The following is a 16312-nucleotide window of genomic DNA, read 5'->3' as shown; positions in this document are numbered from 1 at the left end:
CGGGTCGGGCTAGGGCGTCGCGCGATGCGCCTGTTGCTGGTGCGCCTGCCCGGTCTGCAGCGTCCAGCCGGCGATGTCGTGACCCAGCGCGCTCAGGCCCTGCGCGAAGGCGTCCGCGACCTTTGCCACTTCGACGCCCGCGGCGGGTTGCGCCTGCCGGAAAGTGCGGCTGCCGACCAGCGTCTGGTCGTCCTGGTGCAGCAGCTTGGCGTTGACCTCGATCACTGCGGAGGGCGTAGCGTTGCCGGCGTAGTCCGCCTTGAACGTGCGCACGTCCAGCAGCAGCCGGTAGTTGGAGCCGATGCCGCTGCCCTGGCGCATGACCGCCGCGATCCGGCCGCTGTCCTCCAGCGTGCGCAGCACCGCGTCGTCCGCCATCTCGGCGGGCGTGCGCGCCCACAGCGCGGCGCGATAGACCTGCAGCTCGCCGGGCACCGGGCTGACCACGATGCGCTGGCCTTCCGTCGATCGTCCCTCGCCGAGGCGCGCGATGGTCAGCGTCCAGGTCGCCGAGGGCCAGCCGGGATCGGGTCGGATGGCGGGTTCGGGGGCGTAGATCGTCGGCGTTTCGCGGGGCCGCCGATCAGGCTGCTGCAACCCGTCGCCAGCAGGCAGGCGGCGAGCAGCGCGGGGAACAGGCGCGGTGCGTGTGTCATTTCGGATCGAACTCCTTCGGCGCGTCGCGGCCCAGGATGTAGCGCGCGGGATTGCCTTCCAGTCGCCCGCTCAGGGCGCGCAGGTCGCGCAGCAGCGCGCGCAGTTCGGCCAGCGTCGGGCCCATCTGCGCCAGCCCGTCGCGGGTGAAGCTCTGCAGCCCCGGGCGGTTCTCCGCGATCATCGCGTTGGCGTTGCCGGCGGTCGCGTCGAGCTTGGTCACCACGGCGTCGAGCTTGTCCAGCAGCGCCGGCAGCCGCTGCACCAGGTTGCGGTCGATGCCTTGCAGCGTGCCGTTGGCGTTGTCCAGCGTCGCCTTCATCGAAGCGGTGGCGTCGCGCGCGTTGACGATCAGCTGGCCGATCTCTTCGCGGCGTTCGGCAATGCTGCCGCTGGCCTGTTCGAGGTTGGCGAGGGTGGCGGAGATGCGGCGGATGTTCTCTTCGCTCAACACCTGGTCGAGCCGCGCCACCAGCCGGTTGGCGGTGTCGGCGATGTTCTGCAGCGCCGACGGTTCGGTGCGGATGACCGGCAGGCGGCCGTCGGCGGATGCCTGCAACGCGGGCGCGTCGGGGCTGCCGCCGGTCAGCTGGATGAAAGGCACGCCGGTGATGCCCTGTTGCGAGAGCTTGGCGCGGGTGTCGGTCTTGACCGGCGTGTTGGCCTTCAGCTTCAGGCGGGCGATGACCCGGCGCGCATCGTTGTCGTCCAGGCTCAGGCTTTCCACCGTGCCCACCGCCAGGCCGTTGTACTGCACGCTGCCGCCCTCGGTGAGGCCGGTCACCGGTTCGGTGAACACCACCATGTATTCGCGCCAGTTGCGCGACGCCGAGAAATTGCTGGCCCACAGCGCGAACAGCAGCAGGAGCACCGTCGTGACGATGGTGAAGGCGCCGATCAGCACGTAGTTGGCACGCGTCTCCATCAGATGTGCTCCATCAGTCGTTTCCTTCCGCCGTCGCCTGCGCGGCGCGCGCGCGCGGCCCGTTGAAATACTCCTGCACCCACGGATGGTCGAGCGTCTCCAGCTCGGCCACCGGCGCGGTCGCCAGCACCTTGCGGTCGGCCAGCACCGCCACCCGGTCGCAGATAGCGTATAGCGTGTCGAGGTCGTGGGTGATGAGGAAGACGGTCAGGCCCAGCGCGCGGCGCAGGGTCAGGATGAGCTGGTCGAACGCCGCCGCGCCGATCGGGTCGAGGCCGGCGGTGGGTTCGTCGAGGAACAGCAGCGGCGGGTCCAGCGCCAGCGCGCGCGCCAGCGCGGCGCGCTTGCGCATGCCGCCGGAGAGTTGCGAGGGCAGCTTGTCGATGGCGTCGGCGGGCAGGCCGGCCAGCTTGATCTTCAGCAGTGCCAGCTCGTAGCGCAGCGATTCCGGCAGCTCCGGGTAGTACTCCTTCAGCGGCACCTGCACGTTCTCGCCGACGGTCAGCGAGGAGAACAGCGCGCCGTCCTGGAACAGCACGCCGCTGTTGCGCTCGATGTGCCGGCGCACCGCCGGGTCGGCGGACATCGCGTCCATGCCCAGCACGTCGATGCGGCCGGCGTTGGGCCGGCGCAGGCCGAGGATGGAGCGCATCAGCACCGACTTGCCGGAGCCCGAGCCGCCGACCACGCCGAGGATCTCGCCGCGCCGCACGTCGAGGTCGACGCCGTCGTGCACCACCTGCTCGCCGAAGCGGTTGACCAGGCCGCGCACGCGGATCAGCGGCGCATCGCCGAGGTCGGCGCCGTCGAAGCTGCGCATCACCGTCGCGCCGGCCATGCTCAGTAATCCATCTGCATGAACCAGAGCGCGGCGAAGGCGTCGATCACGATCACCATCGAGATCGCCTGCACCACGCTGGAGGTGGTGCGTTCGCCCAGCGACTGCGCGGTGCCCTGCACCTGCAATCCTTCCAGGCAGCCGATCAGGCCGATCACCAGCGCGAACACCGGCGCCTTCACCATGCCGACCACGAAGTGGCGGATCTCGATCATCTCGTGCGCGCGCGCCAGGTAGGCGGCGACGGGGATATCGAGGTTGAACGCGCCCACCGCCATGCCGCCCAGCATGCCGGCCAGCATGGCGATGAAGGTCAGCAGCGGCAGCATCGCCAGCAGCGCCAGCACGCGCGGGATCACCAGCAGGTCGATGGGATCGAGGCCGAGCACGCGGATCGCGTCGACTTCCTCGCGGTTCACCATCATGCCGATCTGCGCGGTGAACGCGCTGGCGGTGCGGCCGGCCAGCAGGATCGCGGTGAGCAGCACCCCGAATTCGCGGAGAAAGGCGGCGTTGACCAGTTCGACCACGAAGATGGTCGCGCCGAAGTCGGCCAGCACCATCGCGCCGAGGAAGGCGATCACCGCGCCGACCATGAACGACAGCAGCGCCACCAGCGGCACCGCGTCCAGGCCGATCTGCTCCATGTGGTGGACGGTGGCGGTCAGGCGGAAACGGTGCGGCTGCTTGACCAGCCGCAGCAGCTTGAGCTGCACTTCGCCGAAGAAGCCGATCAGCGCCATGGCCTCGCGGCTGTTCCCGACCACCGCCCGGCCCAGTCGCTCCAGCGCGGCGCCTACCCCGTATTCGCGCTTGCGCTGCGGGCGGTCGTCGTGGACGTCCTCGATGGCGTCGACCAGCGGCTGTTGGTCGGCGCGGAAATGCAGCGCCGAATACGCCAGCCCGCGCCGGTCGGCGAAGCGCAGCAGCTGCAACACGCCCAGCGTGTCCAGCCGCTCGCAGTCGCGCGCGTCGACCGTGGCGACGCCGTCGGGCGCGCCGGCCAGCGCGTCGGAGATGCCGCCCGCATAGCGCAGCGTCCAGCGCCCGCGCAGATGCAGGGTGCCGGCATCGTCCGTGGCGACGCCGGCCGCCGGCGCGTAGTGGTCGCTTGCGTGATCCATGCGCGGCCAAGCTTACGCAATGCGGCGTGTGAATGTGGTGCAGCGCATGCCATGCTTGCACGATGCCGACCCGCAACCCGCTGTCCGAAGCCACCTATACCGAACGCATCGCCTTCGTGGTGGACCTGGCGCGGCACCTGCACGCCTACGGCACCACCTCGCAGCGCATGGAGGCGGCGATCGAATCGGTGGCCCGCAAGCTGGCGCTGGAATGCGAGCCGTGGTCGAACCCGACCGGGATCATCCTGGCCTTCAGCGACCCGGCGCGCCCGGCCGGCGAATCCGACACGACGCGGGTGATCCGGCCGGGGCTGGGCGACACCAACCTGCGCAAGCTGTGCGAGGCCGACCGCATCGCCGAGGACGTGATCAACGGGCGCATCGGCGTGTCCGCGGGGCGCGCCGCGCTGCGCGAGCTGGACCGGCCCGGCAGCCGGCGCGAGCGGTGGATGCTGGCGCTGGGCTTTGCGCTGGCGTCGGCGGCGGTGGCCGGGCTGCTGCGGCTGCCGTGGCTGGACATCGGCACCTCCGGCGCGATCGGGTTCCTGATCGGCGTGATGGCGCTGGCGGCGCAGTCGCGGCCGCGCCTGCACGAGAGCTTCGAGGCGGTGGCCGGCCTGCTGGCGGGCACGGTCACCATCCTGGTCAGCAGCGTGGTCGGGCCGCTGAACCTCAATACCGTGATCATCGCCTCGCTGATCGTGCTGCTGCCCGGCATGACCCTGGCGCTGTCCACCAACGAGCTGACCAGCCGGCACCTGGTGTCGGGCACCGCGCGGTTCGCCGGCGCGCTGATGACCATCATCAGCCTGACCATCGGCACCGCGATCGCGCTCGGGATCGCCGGCGCGGTCGGCATCGAGCCGCAGGTGCGCGCGCTGCGGCCGCAGCCGGAATGGGTGGTGTGGTGCGCGCTGGCGCTGGCCGCGTTCGCGTTCGCGGTGCTGTTCCAGGCGCAGCGGCGGGATTATCCGCTGGTGATGCTGTCGGTGATCGGCGGCTATTTGATTTCGCGCTACGGCGGCGAATGGTTGGGGCCGCAGGCGGGCGTGTTCCTGGCGGCGCTGGCCGCGACCGCCGCCGGCAACGCCTACGCGCGCTGGTTCAACCGGCCGGGCGCGCTGGTGCGGCTGCCCGGCATCATCATCCTGGTGCCCGGCAGCATTTCCCTGCGCGGGGTGATATCGCTGGTGCAGTCGCAGGACATCGGCGCGGGCGGAGCGGCGGCGATGGCGGCGCTGAATACCCTGATGGCGCTGCTGGCCGGGCTGGTGTTCGGCAACCTGCTGGTGACGGCGCGGCGCAGCCTCTAGATTCCGGGGCGAAATCCCGAAAGCGGCGCTCCGTCGCGACAAACGAAAAACGCCGGCGCAGGGCCGGCGTTTCCGATATCGGGAAGGATGTCTTCCCGCGATTACTTGATCAGGAACTCTTCCACCTTGCGGCCGTTGGCGATTTCCGCCGCCAGCCAGCGCGGCTGCTTGCCGCGGCCGGTCCAGGTGTCCTTCGGGCTGGCCGGATTGCGGTACTTCGGCGCGACCTTGCCGGTGCTGCGGCCCTTGGTGGCGCCGCCCTTGCGGGCCTTCTTCGGCGCCGCTGCCGCGGCGGTGGCGCCGCCGGCCTTGCCGTACAGCTCCTCGAACGTCCAGCCTGCGCTCTTCAGGACCTTGGCCACCGCGGCCTTGGTCTGCGCGGCGGGCTTGCGCTTGGACAGCACCTTGCGGCGGCTGTTGGCGCGCTTGATGAGGGCGGCCAGTTCCTGCGGATTGAGGTTCTCGATATTCAGGCTCATGGGCGATTATTCTTTTATGGGAATGAAGGGAATTATCCAGTCCTTGGACGATCGGATCATAATCGCCTCGTTATTCCACGGCAACGGCCGCGAATAATTCCGTTCAGCCCGCGAGCTTCGCCAGCAGGGCCGCCTTGTCCAGGTTTTCCGATTCCGCCGCGGTGCGCGCGCGGTATTCGTAGGTGCCAGCTTCCAGCCCGCGCCCGGACACCACCACCCGGTGCGGAATGCCGATCAGCTCGATGTCGGCGAACATCGCGCCGGGGCGCAGACCGCGGTCGTCGAGCGCGGTGTCGATGCCGGCGGCATTCAATTCCGAATACAGCGCTTCGGCCGCAGCGGCGACCGCCGGGTCGTTCTTCGGATTGATGACGCAGACCGCGACCTGCCACGGCGCCATCGCTTCGGGCCAGCGGATGCCGGCGTCGTCGTGGTTCTGCTCGATCGCGGCGGCGACGATGCGCGACACGCCGATGCCGTAGCAGCCCATCGCCGGATTGACCGCCTTGCCGGCGGCGTCCAGCACGGTGCATTTCATCGCCTCGGAATATTTGCGGCCGAGCGCGAACACGTGGCCGACCTCGATGCCGCGGGCGATCTGCAGAATGCCCTTGCCGTCCGGCGAGGGATCGCCGGCGACCACGTTGCGGATATCGGCGGTTTCCGGCTCCGGCAGGTCGCGGCCCCAGTTCACGCCGGCGATGTGGAAACCGGGCCTGTTGGCGCCGACCACGAAATCCGCCATCGCCGCGACGCTGCGGTCGGCGATCACGCGGATCGCTTTCTTCGCGTTCAACGGGCCGAGGAAACCGGGTTCGCTGCCGAGGGCTTCGGCAATCTCGGCTTCGGTCGCCAGGCGGTAGTCGCCCATGCCCGGCAGCTTCGCCAGCTTGATCTCGTTGACCACGTGATCGCCGCGCACCAGCGCCAGCACGAACTGGTCATTGCCGTCCGCATCGACGCCGATCATCGCCACCGATTTCACCGTGCGCTGCAGCGGGATGTCCAGCAGCGCGGCCACGTCTTCGCAGGTTTTCTGCACGGGCGTTTCGACGTCGCGCAGGGATTCCGACGCGGCGGGACGCGGGCCGGGCGAAACGGCTTCCGCCAGCTCCACGTTGGCGGCGTAATCGGAGCCGTCGGAAAACACGGTGGCGTCCTCGCCGGACTCGGCCAGCACCTGGAATTCGTGCGAGGCGCTGCCGCCGATCGCGCCTGTATCCGCGGCCACCGCGCGGAACTTCAGCCCCAGCCGGGTGAAGATGCGCGAATACGCGTCGTACATGTTGCGGTATTCGGCGTGCAGCGAATCGTCGTCGATGTGGAAGGAATAGGCGTCCTTCATGACGAATTCGCGCGCGCGCATCACCCCGAAGCGCGGGCGGATCTCGTCGCGGAACTTGGTGGTGATCTGGTAGAAATTGACCGGCAGCTGCTTGTAGCTGGCGATTTCCTGGCGGAAGAAATCGGTCACCGCTTCCTCGGCGGTGGGGGTGAAGCAGTATTCCTGCTCCTTGCGGTCGCGGATTTTCAGCAGCTGCGGGCCGAATTTCGCCCAGCGCCCGGTTTCCTCCCACAGTTCCTTCGGCTGCACCGAAGGCATCGCCATTTCGATCGCGCCGGCGCGGTTCATTTCCTCGCGCACCACACCTTCCACCTTGCGCAGCACGCGCAGCCCCAGCGGCGACCAGGTGTACAGGCCGGCGGCGAGCTTGCGGATCATGCCGGCCTTGAGCATCAGCTTGTGGCTGACGATCTCGGCGTCGGCGGGAGTTTCCTTTTCGGTGCGGAGGTGGAACTGCGAAAGGCGCATGGGGCGGGCTGGTGGGGAAAACCCGCATTCTGCCATGCGCGGATTCAGCCGCGGCCGCCGTGGACTTCGATGCCGTCCTTCGGCGCGCGACTGATCCGCTCGTAGCGGCGGCCCTTCGGCGGGTCCTCGGTGACGTGCAGGTTGCCGGCGTCGTCGCGCCAGCGGTACAGCGTGTTCGCGCGCTCGGCCTGGATGGCGGCGGCCTCGGCGGCAGCGGCGCGCTCGTGCTGGCGGCGCGGCATCTCGGCGGTGAACCACCACCACGCCGCGGCGGCCAGCGCGATCGCCAGCGCCAGCATGCCCAGCTGTTTCATCGTGCGGCCGGGGTGCAGAACGCCTTGACCGCGGCCTGGTTCAGTTCGATCTGCGGCTTGCGCTCGTCGTCGCTCATGTTGCGGTCGGGCTTGCCGTCGCCGTTGGTGTCGATGCCGATCGGGCCGCCGCCCTCCAGGCGCACGAGGTTGGCGCGGGCGTTGGTGCACTGCTCGCTCTCGGGTTTCTTGGCGGCGGCTTCGGCGGGCTTGCCGTCCTTCACGTCGAGGTCGCGGGTCTGGTGGGCCTGGGCCGGCGGCACGTCGGTGTAGTGGGTCACGCCCTTGGCGTCCTTCCACTGGTAGACCCGCTGCTGCTGGGCCAGCGCCGGTGCGGCCGCCACGGTCACGGCCAGCGCGAGGGCGAGGGTGCGGAGGGTGTTCATGCGGGCGCTCCGGGGGAATGTCCGCCGATTGCAGCACCGCGCCGCCGCCGCCGCAAGCCCGTACACTGGGCGGATGGACGAAAACCACGCCCCCACGCCGCGCCCGCGCGGACGCGGCATCTACCTGCTGCCCAACCTGTTCACCACCGGCGGGCTGTTCGGCGGCTTCTTCGCGATCATCGCCGCCTCGCAGGGGAAGTTCGAGGCCGCCTGCATCGCCGTGTTCGTGGCCGCGGTGCTGGACGGGCTGGACGGGCGGGTGGCGCGGCTGACCAACACCCAGAGCGAGTTCGGCGTGCAGTACGACTCGCTGGCCGACCTGATCAGCTTCGGCATGGCCCCGGCGATGGTGATGTACCACTGGGCGCTGGTGGCGATGAAGCTGGACAGCCCGACCCTGGGCAAGATCGGCTGGCTGGCCGCGTTCCTGTACGCCGCCTGCGCGGCGCTGCGGCTGGCCCGCTTCAACAGCCAGGTGGGCACGGTGGACAAGCGCTGGTTCATCGGCCTGGCCAGCCCGGCGGCGGCGGGGCTGATGGCGAGCTTCGTCTGGACCTGCCAGATCTTCGGCTGGTCGGGCGAGGAGCTGCGCTATGCGGCGCTGGCGCTGACCGTGATCGCCGGTCTGCTGATGGTCAGCCGGATCCGCTACAACAGTTTCAAGGGCAGCGGGCACGGACCGAAGGCCGACCGGGTGCCGTTCTTCACCCTGGTGATCGCGCTGGCGGTGCTGATCGCGCTGTGGATCGCGCCGGCGGTGACCCTGCTGACCGCGAGCACGCTGTACGCGCTGTCCGGGCCGCTGCTGTGGTTCCGCCGGCGGCGGCTGCCGGGGCCGGACGCCGCGGCGTGAACTGGGACCCGTTCCAGCGCGCGGTGTTGTCCGAGCTGGGGCTGGCGCTGTACCGGCTGCCCGGAGCGCCGTCGCCAGCGCCGATGCCGGCCGTGGCGGCGGATGCGGCCGGCGATGCCGGCATGCTGGCGCGCCTGGCCCGCGCGGCGGGGGTGGCGCCCGAAGCGCTGCTGGCGCACGCCGAGATCGCGGCCACGGCCGCCCGGCTGCGCGGCGACGCCGCCGCCAAGCGCGCGCTGTGGCCGCGCCTGCGCGCCCTGCGGCGGAGCGCGGGATGAGCGCCGTGCAGGCCTATGGCGCGCTGGCCGCGCCCAGCCTGCGGCCGATGCGCGAGGCCGACCTGGACGCGGTCATGGACATCGAACTGCGCGCCTATCCGTTCCCGTGGACGCGCGGCATCTTCCGCGACTGCCTGCACGCCGGCTACCCGATGTGGCTGCAGGAGCGGCAGGGCGCCATCGTCGGCTACGGCGTGCTGAGCATCGCCGCCGACGAGGCGCACGTGCTGAACCTGTGCACCGCTCCCGGCAACGAGGGACAGGGGCTGGGCCAGCGCATGCTGCAGGCGCTGCTGAAGATCGCGCGCGGCCACGGCGCGCAGCGGGTGTTCCTGGAGGTGCGGCCGTCCAACCCGCGCGCCATCGCCCTGTACGAGCGCAGCGGCTTCAACGAGATCGGCCGTCGCCCGCGCTACTACCCGGCGCACGCCGGCCGCGAGGACGCCATCGTCATGGCGATGGAACTGCTGGACTGACGCCCGGTTCCGGGTCGCCGCGCCGCGCGCCGTAGAATGCGCGGCATGGACATCTTCAAGACCTTCACCCTCGAAGCCGCGCACCGGCTGCCGAACGTGCCGGCCGGGCACAAATGCGCGCGTCTGCACGGGCATTCGTTCCGGGTCGAACTGCATGTGTCGGGCGAGCCCGATCCGCACGCCGGCTGGGTGATGGACTTCGCCGAGCTGAAGGCGGCGTTCCTGCCGCTGTACGAGCAGCTCGACCACCATTACCTCAACGACGTCGAGGGTCTGGAAAATCCCACCAGTGAGCGGCTGGCGCAGTGGATCTGGGCGCGGATGAAGCCGCGGGTGCCGCTACTGTCGGAGGTCGTGGTGCACGAGACCTGCACGTCCGGCTGCCGCTACCGAGGCTGAATGGGCGGCGGCTTGATCGTCGTCAATTGACAATCATTCGCAGTTGCGATTCAATCGCGCCCAACGGCAATCAACGGGTGGCGTGCGATGTACGTCTGCATCTGCAACGGGGTGACGGATCGGCAGATCCGCGAGGCGGCGGAAGCCGGCTGCGCCTCCGTGCCCGAAATGACCATGCGCACCGGCGCGGGCGCCAACTGCGGCTCCTGCCTGGGGCTGGTGGCCGAGATGATCGAGGAAACCCGCGCCCGCCGCGCGCTGGACCTGCCGGTGCTGGCGCGCGCCGCCTGAGCCGCGCCGCGGGGCGATCCCGAAGCAAGAGGAAAAGTGCGGACGATTCGCGTTCCGCCGCGCCGCCGCGGCGCGCGCTACAGTGCGCGCAGTTCACGCACGGAGCGCAGCCATGCAGGGCGACGCCAAGGTCATCGGGTTCCTCAACAAGGCGCTCTACAACGAGCTGACCGCCATCAACCAGTACTTCCTGCACGCCAAGATGCTGAAGAACTGGGGGCTGAAGGCGCTGGCCGCGCACGAGCACCACGAGTCCATCGACGAGATGAAGCATGCCGACGCGCTGGCCGAGCGCATCCTGTTCCTCGACGGGCTGCCCAACTTCCAGGCGCTGGGCAAGCTGAAGATCGGCGAGACTCCGGTGGAGATCCTGCGCTGCGACCTGGCGCTGGAGCTGGAGGCGGTGCCGCTGCTGCGCGAAGCCATCGCCTACTGCGAATCAGCGGGCGACTACGTCAGCCGCAAGCTGTTCGCCGACATCCTCGATTCCGAGGAGGAGCACATCGACTGGATCGAGACGCAGCTCTCGCTGGTCGAGCGCCTCGGCGAGCAGAACTACCTCGCCCAGCAGATCGAAGAGGATTGATCCGCGCGGCCCGCGGCGTCGGCCGCGGGCGTGCCGGGGTTCAGCGCGGCAGCGTGGCCTGCAAGGCGGCCCGCACCTGCGCGAATTCGCTGACGATCCGCGCCACCGCGTTGCCCGGCTGCGCCAGCGTGCCGTCGCGTGCGCCGTGCTCCAGATCGCGCGCGGCCTCGGCCAGGGTGGTGGCGCCGACGTTGGCGCTGGACGATTTCAGGGTGTGCGCGGCGACGCGCAGGGCGATCGGGTCGTTGTCCACCGCCGCGCGTTCGAGCTGGGCGATCAAGCGCGGCGCGTCCTCCAGGTAGACCGCGACGATGCGGTCCACTTCCGGGCCCAGCACTTCGCGCAGCTCGCCCAGCACGCCGCCGTCGAGCACCGGCGGCGAGCGTTCGGCCAGTTCGGCGGCCGGCGGCAGGCTGTCCGGAACCGCCAGGTTGGAACCCTTCCAGCGCGCCACGCACTGCTCCAGCTCGGTGCGGGTGACCGGCTTGGCCAGGTAGTCGTCCATGCCGGCGTCCAGGCACTTCTGGCGGTCGCCGGCCATCGCGTTGGCGGTCATCGCCACGATCGGCAGGCGGCGCTCGACGTTGCGCTCCTGCTCGATCTCGCGCCAGCGGCGGGTGGCGCTGTAGCCGTCCAGCACCGGCATCTGGCAGTCCATCAGCACCAGGTCGTAGTCGCCGCCGTCCATCTTCTCGATCGCGGCCTGGCCGTTGCCGGCGGCGTCGCAGTCCACACCCAGCACCTGCAGCAGCCGCTGCGCGACCATCAGGTTGACCGGGTTGTCCTCGACCAGCAGCACCCGGGTCTTGCGGGACGAGGCCGGGCGCGGCGCGCGCGGCGCCGGCGCGGGATGCGGGTCGTGCTGCGCCCAGGACACGCCGGAGGCGGACAGCACCGCGCGCAGGTCGGCGTCCTCGACGTTGCGGGGGACGATCGTGGCCGACATCGGCAGGTCGAGCGAGGTCACCTCGTCACCGCGCAGGTACACCAGCCGCACGTCGCCGAACTGGGCGCGCCGCTCCATGTTGCGCGCCAGCGACAGCGCGGTGCTGCGGATGCTGGACAGGTCGGCCAACACCACCGAATACGTCCACGGCTCGCCCTGGCCGCGCGCCGCGCGCAGGCGCTCAAGCGCGTCGTGGGTGTTCTCGACGGTGGTGACGCGCAGGCCCCAGTTCGGCAGCAGCATGGTCAGGCGCATGCGCAGGCGCTGGTCGGTGGTGATCAGCAGCACGCGGCCGCCGTGCAGGTCCTCCTGATGGGTGGGCATGTCGCCCTGCACCTTGAGCAGCGGGATCTCGAACCAGAAGGTGGAGCCGCGCCCCGGTTCGGAGTCCACGCCGATCCGCCCGCCCATCAGCGAGACGATGCGTTGCGAGATCACCAGCCCCAGCCCGGTGCCGCCGTACAGGCGGGTGGTGGAGGCGTCGGCCTGGCTGAACGGCTGGAACAGCTTCTCCCGCCCGGCCGCGTCGATGCCGATGCCGGTGTCCTGCACCTCGAAGCGCAGCTGGTGCTGGGCCGCGGTTTCGCCGAGGCGTTTCACGCTGATGGCGACGCTGCCGCGTTCGGTGAACTTGATCGCGTTGCTCAGCAGGTTGCTGAGGATCTGCCGCAGCCGCACCGGATCGCCGCGCACCGGCAGGCGCACCGAGGCGTCGATGTTCAGCAGCAGGTGCAGGCCCTTGGCCTCGGCCGGGCGCTCCATCAGGGTGATGACGCTCTGCAGCAGCTCGCGCAGGTTGAAGCCGGTGGTTTCCAGCTCCAGCCGGTCGGCTTCCAGCTTCGAGTAGTCGAGGATGTCGTCGACGATGCGCAGCAGCTGCTGCGCGGAGGCGGTAGCGGTTTTCAGGATTTCCTGCTGGTCCAGCGCCAGGCGCGAGCTGGACAGCAGGTCCAGCATCGGGATGATGCCGTTGAGCGGGGTGCGGATCTCGTGGCTCATGGTGGCCAGGAACTCGCCCTTGGCCATCACCGCCGATTCGGCCGCCTGCTTGGCGCGGGTCAGCTCGGCTTCGAGCTGGGTGTGGCGATCGATCTCGCGCTGCAGCGCGCTGATCTCCTCGACGTTGCGGCGGCCCTGCTCCTCCTGCCGGTGCAGGCGGGTTTCGCGCTTGCGCACGGCGAAGGCCAGGGTGACGGTGGCGAACAGCGCCAGCAGGGCCAGCACCAGCGCGACCAACTGCCAGGGGCCTTCCACCCCGAACCGCTCGACCAGCAGGGACAGCGAGGCGCCGGCGGCCGCGCCCAGCGCCAGCCAACGGGCGGTCAGCAGGTTGAGGCCGCGCTCGGCGTCGTCGTCGCTCACAAGGTCGCGCTCCGGAAATCGAAGTCGAGCGCCTGCTCCGGGCGCTGCACCAGGTTGCCCTGGATGAAGTCGATGCCGCCCACCCACAGCGCCGCGGCGGCCTGCGGGTCTTCCACCGCCTGGCCGATGACCTGCAGGCCCAGCCGGTGCGCGCGTTCGATGACCTCGCGCATCTCGTCGTGCAGCTCCGGCGGCAGCGGCTGCTGGGCGAAGTCCGCGGACAGGCGCAGATAGCCCAGCGGCAGTTCCTGCAACAGCTGGTTGGCGTCTTCGCCGCGGCGGAACTGGCTGAGGCAGAACTGCACCCCGGCCGGAACCAGCTGCTCGCAGAACTGGTGCAGCAGCACCACGTGCACCACCGCGTCGTCCAAGCGCAGGTCGATGACCAGCGAGGGCGGATCGACGTTGTGGCGCTCCAGCGCCTGCAGCAGCCAGCCGACGTAGCTGTCCTGCGCCAGCGTGCTGGGCGACTGCGAGACGAACAGCCGCATCGGCCGGCTTTCCGCGCGCCGCTTCTGCAGCAGCGCCAGCGCCTGCTCCATCACCCAGCGATCCAGCTGCGGCATCAGCCCCGCGTGCTGCGCGGCGGACAGGAATTCGCCGGCGCGGCGCACGTTGCCGTCGGGGCCGCGCATCCGCACCAGCACCTGGAACTGCGCGTCGTCGCCGCCGGCCACCGCGACCACCGGCTGGAATGCGAGGTAGAGGGTGTCGTCGCCGGAGGTCAGCGCGGCGCGCAGCTCGTCGGCGATGTCGCTGGTCGCGGCGGTGTCCGGCGGCACGTAGGCGGCCAGCCCGATCGGCGAGCCCTGCGCTTCGCGGGCCGCGTCCTCGCAGGCCGACAGCACTTCGCCGGCGTCGGTGAAGCCGTGTTCGAAGGTGGTGTAGCCGATGGTGCAGCGCAGCCGCAGGGTTTCGCCATCGGTCTTGAAGTCGTGGTAGCCGACGCCGTCGCGCAGGTTGCGCGCGTAGCCGTCCAGCCAGCCGCGGTCGCCGCCGCGCACCACCACCAGGAAGGCGTTGTCGCTCAGGCGGGCGGTGGCGTGCTCGCCGGTCAGGCTGCCGAGGAAGCGGCCGGCGTCGTTGATCAGGCTCTCGAAGGCGGCATAGCCGTAGTGCTTGCGCAGCGCGGCGGCATTGCCCATCTCGACCAGCAGCGCGCCGCCGGGCGTGCCGCTGGCCAGCTGCGCGGCCAGCAGCTTCATCAGCAGCGGGCGGGTGTGCAGGCCGGTGACCGGGTGGCGGTCGGGCTCGGCCGGCGCCTGCCGGCTGCTGCTGAGCGCGCGCGCGCGGCGGACGCGGTTCTGCACCGCCGCGATCAGGTGGCGCGGTCGCACCGGCTTGAGGATGTAGTCGTCGCCGCCGTGCTCCAGCACCTCGACCTGCTTCTCCGGGTCTTGGTCGCCGGTCAGGAACACCACCGGCGTGTATTCGAAGCGCGGGTGCTCGCGGATCTGCGAGGTCAGCGCGGTGCCGCTGGAGCCGGGGATGTGCAGGTCCATCAGCACCAGGTCGGGATCGAAGCGCTCCATCGCCTCCATCATGCGTTCGGGGATCGCCACCACTTCGGCCTGCATGCCGGCGCCGCGCAGGATCGCCTCGGCGAACACCGCCTGGCTGCGGTCGTCCTCGACGATCAGCACGCGGAACGGATCGGCGTCGGCGGCGACGTCGTTCTGGCCGCTCATGCCCGCACTCCGTGTCCGCCGTGGCATAGACGGGTCGGCGAGATGGCGCGTGCCTGCGAAAGGGGCGGCACGGCGTCCGTGGCGGGCAACTTCATGGTTCTCCTTGGGGGCATGGCGACGATGTACGGCATCTTCATATCTGGTTTCTGACGCAAAACGGTACTACGGACGGCCGGGCCGGGGCGAGGTGAAGGCGCCGCGCAGGCGCGCCATTCCGCGCAGCATCGCCCGGCACAGCCACCAGGCGAGCAGCGCCAGGCACAGGCTGACGGCGACGGTCGCGCCCAGCGCCAGCCACGGATGGCTGAAGGCGAGCGTCAGCGCGCCGACCACCAGCGCGTCCTCGGAGATCGACGCCATCCAGTTGCTGACCGGCTCCGGCGAGCCGTTGATCAGGCCGCGCGTGCCCGCCTTCAGCGCGTGGCTGGTCAGCGCCACGCCCGCGCCGGTGGCGAGCATGCCGGCGCCGAGGTGGCCATCCGGCGACAGCGCGGCCGCCGCGAGGAACGCGCCGGCGGGGATGCGCAGCAGCGTCTGCAAGAGATCCCAGGCCGAATCCACGCCCGGGATCTTGTCGGCGAAGAACTCGGCGACCGCCAGCGCGCCCGAGGTGCCCAGCACCCACGGCGACTGCGCGACCTGCAGCGCGGGCGGCAGCTCCAGCCAGCCCATCAGCCCCGCGACGCCGACGCCGAACACCGTCAGGTAGGCGCGGATGCCCGCCAGCCAGGCCAGCAGGATGCCGATCGCGAACACATGGGCCGTCTCCATCGTATGGATTCCGAAGCCAGCGCAAGGCAGCCCAGTCTATACGCCTCCGCGTCCGCGCGGCGTCGCGGCTTGACGCGGGCGCGGGCCGGATGCGATACCACGGCGATGCCGATGTCCGAGCACATTCCGCGGCCGCGCGGCGCGGGCCAACCGCGTGTTGCCTTGATCGCGCTGGTCGCGGCGGCGCTGCTGCTGGGCCTGTGGGGCGCCTGGCGCAGCTTCGCGCCGCAGCCGGCGAACGCGCGCGAGCAGCTGCGCGCGCAGGCCGGCAGGATCGCGACGCTGGAACAGCAGAACGCCACCCTCGCCCGCTCCGACCAGATCAGCCGGCAGGCCAATGCCGACCTGCAGGCGACGCTGGCCGAACGCGACGAGGAAATCGCCGGCTTGCGCGCCGACGTCGCCTTCTACGAGCGCTTCGTCGGCGCCACCGGCCAGCGCCACGGACTGGCCGTGCACGACCTGCGGCTGGAACCGCAAGGCGACCCGCAGCTCTGGCATTTCGTCGCCACCCTCACCCAGAACCTGAACCGCGGCGCGGTCAGCAGCGGCCATCTGCAACTGGCGCTGGAAGTCACCGACGGCCGCAGCATGCGCCGGCTGGACTGGAACGTGCTGCGCCAGCAGGCCGGCGCGGCGGAGGTCGCGTATTCGTTCCGCTATTTCCAGCAGGTCGAGGGCGACATCGTGCTGCCGCGCGGGCTCAAGCCGGTGCGGGTGATCGCGCGGCTGCTGCCCGCCACGGGCGCGCCGGTGGAGCAGTCGTTCACCTGGAGCGCGGCGACCGCGCCGGCCGGCGCCGCCGGAGGTTGAATCGGC

Annotated in this window: 19 protein-coding genes; 8 read left to right on the top strand and 11 right to left on the bottom strand. The window is 70.5% G+C overall.

Annotated features, from left to right (window positions below):
* Positions 1-9 precede the first annotated feature (9 nt).
* The 4 genes from H9L17_RS06795 to H9L17_RS06780 are packed head-to-tail and all read right to left on the bottom strand — an operon-like array spanning position 10 to position 3541.
* Positions 10-597, bottom strand: a complete 588-nt coding sequence (locus H9L17_RS06795; protein ID WP_246455186.1) for an ABC-type transport auxiliary lipoprotein family protein — start codon at positions 595-597, stop codon at positions 10-12.
* A gap of 55 nt (positions 598-652) precedes the next feature.
* Positions 653-1579, bottom strand: a complete 927-nt coding sequence (locus H9L17_RS06790) for an MlaD family protein (RefSeq protein ID WP_187571570.1) — start codon at positions 1577-1579, stop codon at positions 653-655.
* Positions 1580-1592: 13 nt separating this feature from the next.
* Positions 1593-2417, bottom strand: a complete 825-nt coding sequence (locus H9L17_RS06785; RefSeq protein ID WP_187571569.1) for an ABC transporter ATP-binding protein — start codon at positions 2415-2417, stop codon at positions 1593-1595.
* 2 nt (positions 2418-2419) lie between these two features.
* A complete protein-coding gene (locus H9L17_RS06780) occupies positions 2420-3541 on the bottom strand; it encodes an MlaE family ABC transporter permease (protein ID WP_187571568.1) in 1122 nt (373 codons plus the stop codon).
* A 62-nt stretch (positions 3542-3603) separates the two neighbouring features.
* Between H9L17_RS06780 and H9L17_RS06775 the strand changes: the two genes are divergently transcribed.
* On the top strand, positions 3604-4854 hold the full coding sequence (locus H9L17_RS06775) for a threonine/serine exporter family protein (protein WP_187571567.1): 1251 nt from the start codon (positions 3604-3606) through the stop codon (positions 4852-4854).
* 101 nt (positions 4855-4955) lie between these two features.
* Here H9L17_RS06775 and H9L17_RS06770 read toward each other — a convergent pair whose 3' ends face one another.
* The 4 genes from H9L17_RS06770 to H9L17_RS06755 form a co-directional block, all read right to left on the bottom strand.
* Entirely contained in the window at positions 4956-5333 is a 378-nt protein-coding gene (locus H9L17_RS06770) for an H-NS histone family protein (protein WP_187571566.1), read from the bottom strand.
* Between the two features lie 103 nt (positions 5334-5436).
* Entirely contained in the window at positions 5437-7146 is a 1710-nt protein-coding gene (locus H9L17_RS06765) for a proline--tRNA ligase (protein WP_187571565.1), read from the bottom strand.
* A 44-nt stretch (positions 7147-7190) separates the two neighbouring features.
* The gene (locus H9L17_RS06760; protein WP_187571564.1) at positions 7191-7460 is read right to left on the bottom strand and encodes a DUF4124 domain-containing protein; all 270 of its coding nucleotides are present in this window, start codon (positions 7458-7460) and stop codon (positions 7191-7193) included.
* Positions 7457-7843 carry a DUF4124 domain-containing protein gene (locus H9L17_RS06755; RefSeq protein WP_187571563.1) on the bottom strand — a complete coding sequence of 129 codons (387 nt, stop codon included), beginning with the start codon at positions 7841-7843 and terminating at the stop codon, positions 7457-7459. Before H9L17_RS06755 ends, H9L17_RS06760 begins: the two co-directional genes overlap by 4 nt.
* A 73-nt stretch (positions 7844-7916) precedes the next feature.
* Here H9L17_RS06755 and pssA point away from each other — a divergent pair, with 73 nt between their 5' ends.
* From pssA to bfr, 6 genes are all read left to right on the top strand, one after another.
* Positions 7917-8696: a CDP-diacylglycerol--serine O-phosphatidyltransferase gene (pssA, locus tag H9L17_RS06750; protein WP_187571562.1), complete on the top strand. Its 780-nt coding sequence runs from the start codon at positions 7917-7919 to the stop codon at positions 8694-8696.
* Complete coding sequence (locus tag H9L17_RS06745; RefSeq protein ID WP_187571561.1) at positions 8693-8974, top strand: hypothetical protein; 282 nt, start codon at positions 8693-8695, stop codon at positions 8972-8974. The genes pssA and H9L17_RS06745 overlap by 4 nt, the downstream gene beginning before the upstream one ends.
* The gene (gene rimI / locus H9L17_RS06740; protein WP_187571560.1) at positions 8971-9450 is read left to right on the top strand and encodes a ribosomal protein S18-alanine N-acetyltransferase; all 480 of its coding nucleotides are present in this window, start codon (positions 8971-8973) and stop codon (positions 9448-9450) included. The genes H9L17_RS06745 and rimI overlap by 4 nt, the downstream gene beginning before the upstream one ends.
* A 45-nt stretch (positions 9451-9495) precedes the next feature.
* Positions 9496-9849 carry a 6-carboxytetrahydropterin synthase QueD gene (gene queD, locus H9L17_RS06735; RefSeq protein ID WP_187571559.1) on the top strand — a complete coding sequence of 118 codons (354 nt, stop codon included), beginning with the start codon at positions 9496-9498 and terminating at the stop codon, positions 9847-9849.
* Positions 9850-9936: 87 nt separating this feature from the next.
* A complete protein-coding gene (locus H9L17_RS06730; protein WP_187571558.1) occupies positions 9937-10140 on the top strand; it encodes a (2Fe-2S)-binding protein in 204 nt (67 codons plus the stop codon).
* Positions 10141-10252: 112 nt separating this feature from the next.
* On the top strand, positions 10253-10726 hold the full coding sequence (bfr, locus tag H9L17_RS06725; RefSeq protein WP_187571557.1) for a bacterioferritin: 474 nt from the start codon (positions 10253-10255) through the stop codon (positions 10724-10726).
* Positions 10727-10766: 40 nt separating this feature from the next.
* Here the strand turns inward: bfr and H9L17_RS06720 are convergent, their stop codons facing one another.
* From H9L17_RS06720 to H9L17_RS06710, 3 genes are all read right to left on the bottom strand, one after another.
* Complete coding sequence (locus tag H9L17_RS06720) at positions 10767-13034, bottom strand: ATP-binding protein (RefSeq protein WP_246455185.1); 2268 nt, start codon at positions 13032-13034, stop codon at positions 10767-10769.
* Entirely contained in the window at positions 13031-14722 is a 1692-nt protein-coding gene (locus tag H9L17_RS06715) for an EAL domain-containing protein (RefSeq protein ID WP_187571556.1), read from the bottom strand. Before H9L17_RS06715 ends, H9L17_RS06720 begins: the two co-directional genes overlap by 4 nt.
* 162 nt (positions 14723-14884) lie before the next feature.
* Positions 14885-15493: a DUF4126 domain-containing protein gene (locus H9L17_RS06710; protein ID WP_187571555.1), complete on the bottom strand. Its 609-nt coding sequence runs from the start codon at positions 15491-15493 to the stop codon at positions 14885-14887.
* A gap of 111 nt (positions 15494-15604) precedes the next feature.
* Between H9L17_RS06710 and H9L17_RS06705 the strand changes: the two genes are divergently transcribed.
* Complete coding sequence (locus H9L17_RS06705) at positions 15605-16306, top strand: DUF6776 family protein (RefSeq protein ID WP_246455184.1); 702 nt, start codon at positions 15605-15607, stop codon at positions 16304-16306.
* The last annotated feature ends 6 nt before the right edge of the window (positions 16307-16312 follow it).

It is taken from the genome of Thermomonas brevis (assembly GCF_014395425.1).
Classification (GTDB): Bacteria; Pseudomonadota; Gammaproteobacteria; order Xanthomonadales; family Xanthomonadaceae; genus Thermomonas; species Thermomonas brevis.
Note: the sequence above shows the minus strand (reverse complement) of the source record. Positions and strands in the feature narration are given on the sequence as shown.

Bases quoted from the DNA above. Each gene is read 5' to 3' on its own strand.
- bfr (WP_187571557.1), top strand. From the start codon at position 10,253: ATGCAGGGCGACGCCAAGGTCATCGGGTTCCTCAACAAGGCGCTCTAC.
- H9L17_RS06775 (WP_187571567.1), top strand. From the start codon at position 3,604: ATGCCGACCCGCAACCCGCTGTCCGAAGCCACCTATACCGAACGCATC.
- pssA (WP_187571562.1), top strand. From the start codon at position 7,917: ATGGACGAAAACCACGCCCCCACGCCGCGCCCGCGCGGACGCGGCATC.
- H9L17_RS06710 (WP_187571555.1), bottom strand. From the start codon at position 15,493: ATGGAGACGGCCCATGTGTTCGCGATCGGCATCCTGCTGGCCTGGCTG.
- H9L17_RS06730 (WP_187571558.1), top strand. From the start codon at position 9,937: ATGTACGTCTGCATCTGCAACGGGGTGACGGATCGGCAGATCCGCGAG.
- H9L17_RS06765 (WP_187571565.1), bottom strand. From the start codon at position 7,146: ATGCGCCTTTCGCAGTTCCACCTCCGCACCGAAAAGGAAACTCCCGCC.
- H9L17_RS06790 (WP_187571570.1), bottom strand. From the start codon at position 1,579: ATGGAGACGCGTGCCAACTACGTGCTGATCGGCGCCTTCACCATCGTC.
- H9L17_RS06785 (WP_187571569.1), bottom strand. From the start codon at position 2,417: ATGGCCGGCGCGACGGTGATGCGCAGCTTCGACGGCGCCGACCTCGGC.
- H9L17_RS06770 (WP_187571566.1), bottom strand. From the start codon at position 5,333: ATGAGCCTGAATATCGAGAACCTCAATCCGCAGGAACTGGCCGCCCTC.
- H9L17_RS06780 (WP_187571568.1), bottom strand. From the start codon at position 3,541: ATGGATCACGCAAGCGACCACTACGCGCCGGCGGCCGGCGTCGCCACG.
- H9L17_RS06715 (WP_187571556.1), bottom strand. From the start codon at position 14,722: ATGAGCGGCCAGAACGACGTCGCCGCCGACGCCGATCCGTTCCGCGTG.
- H9L17_RS06760 (WP_187571564.1), bottom strand. From the start codon at position 7,460: ATGAAACAGCTGGGCATGCTGGCGCTGGCGATCGCGCTGGCCGCCGCG.
- queD (WP_187571559.1), top strand. From the start codon at position 9,496: ATGGACATCTTCAAGACCTTCACCCTCGAAGCCGCGCACCGGCTGCCG.
- H9L17_RS06755 (WP_187571563.1), bottom strand. From the start codon at position 7,843: ATGAACACCCTCCGCACCCTCGCCCTCGCGCTGGCCGTGACCGTGGCG.
- H9L17_RS06705 (WP_246455184.1), top strand. From the start codon at position 15,605: ATGTCCGAGCACATTCCGCGGCCGCGCGGCGCGGGCCAACCGCGTGTT.
- rimI (WP_187571560.1), top strand. From the start codon at position 8,971: ATGAGCGCCGTGCAGGCCTATGGCGCGCTGGCCGCGCCCAGCCTGCGG.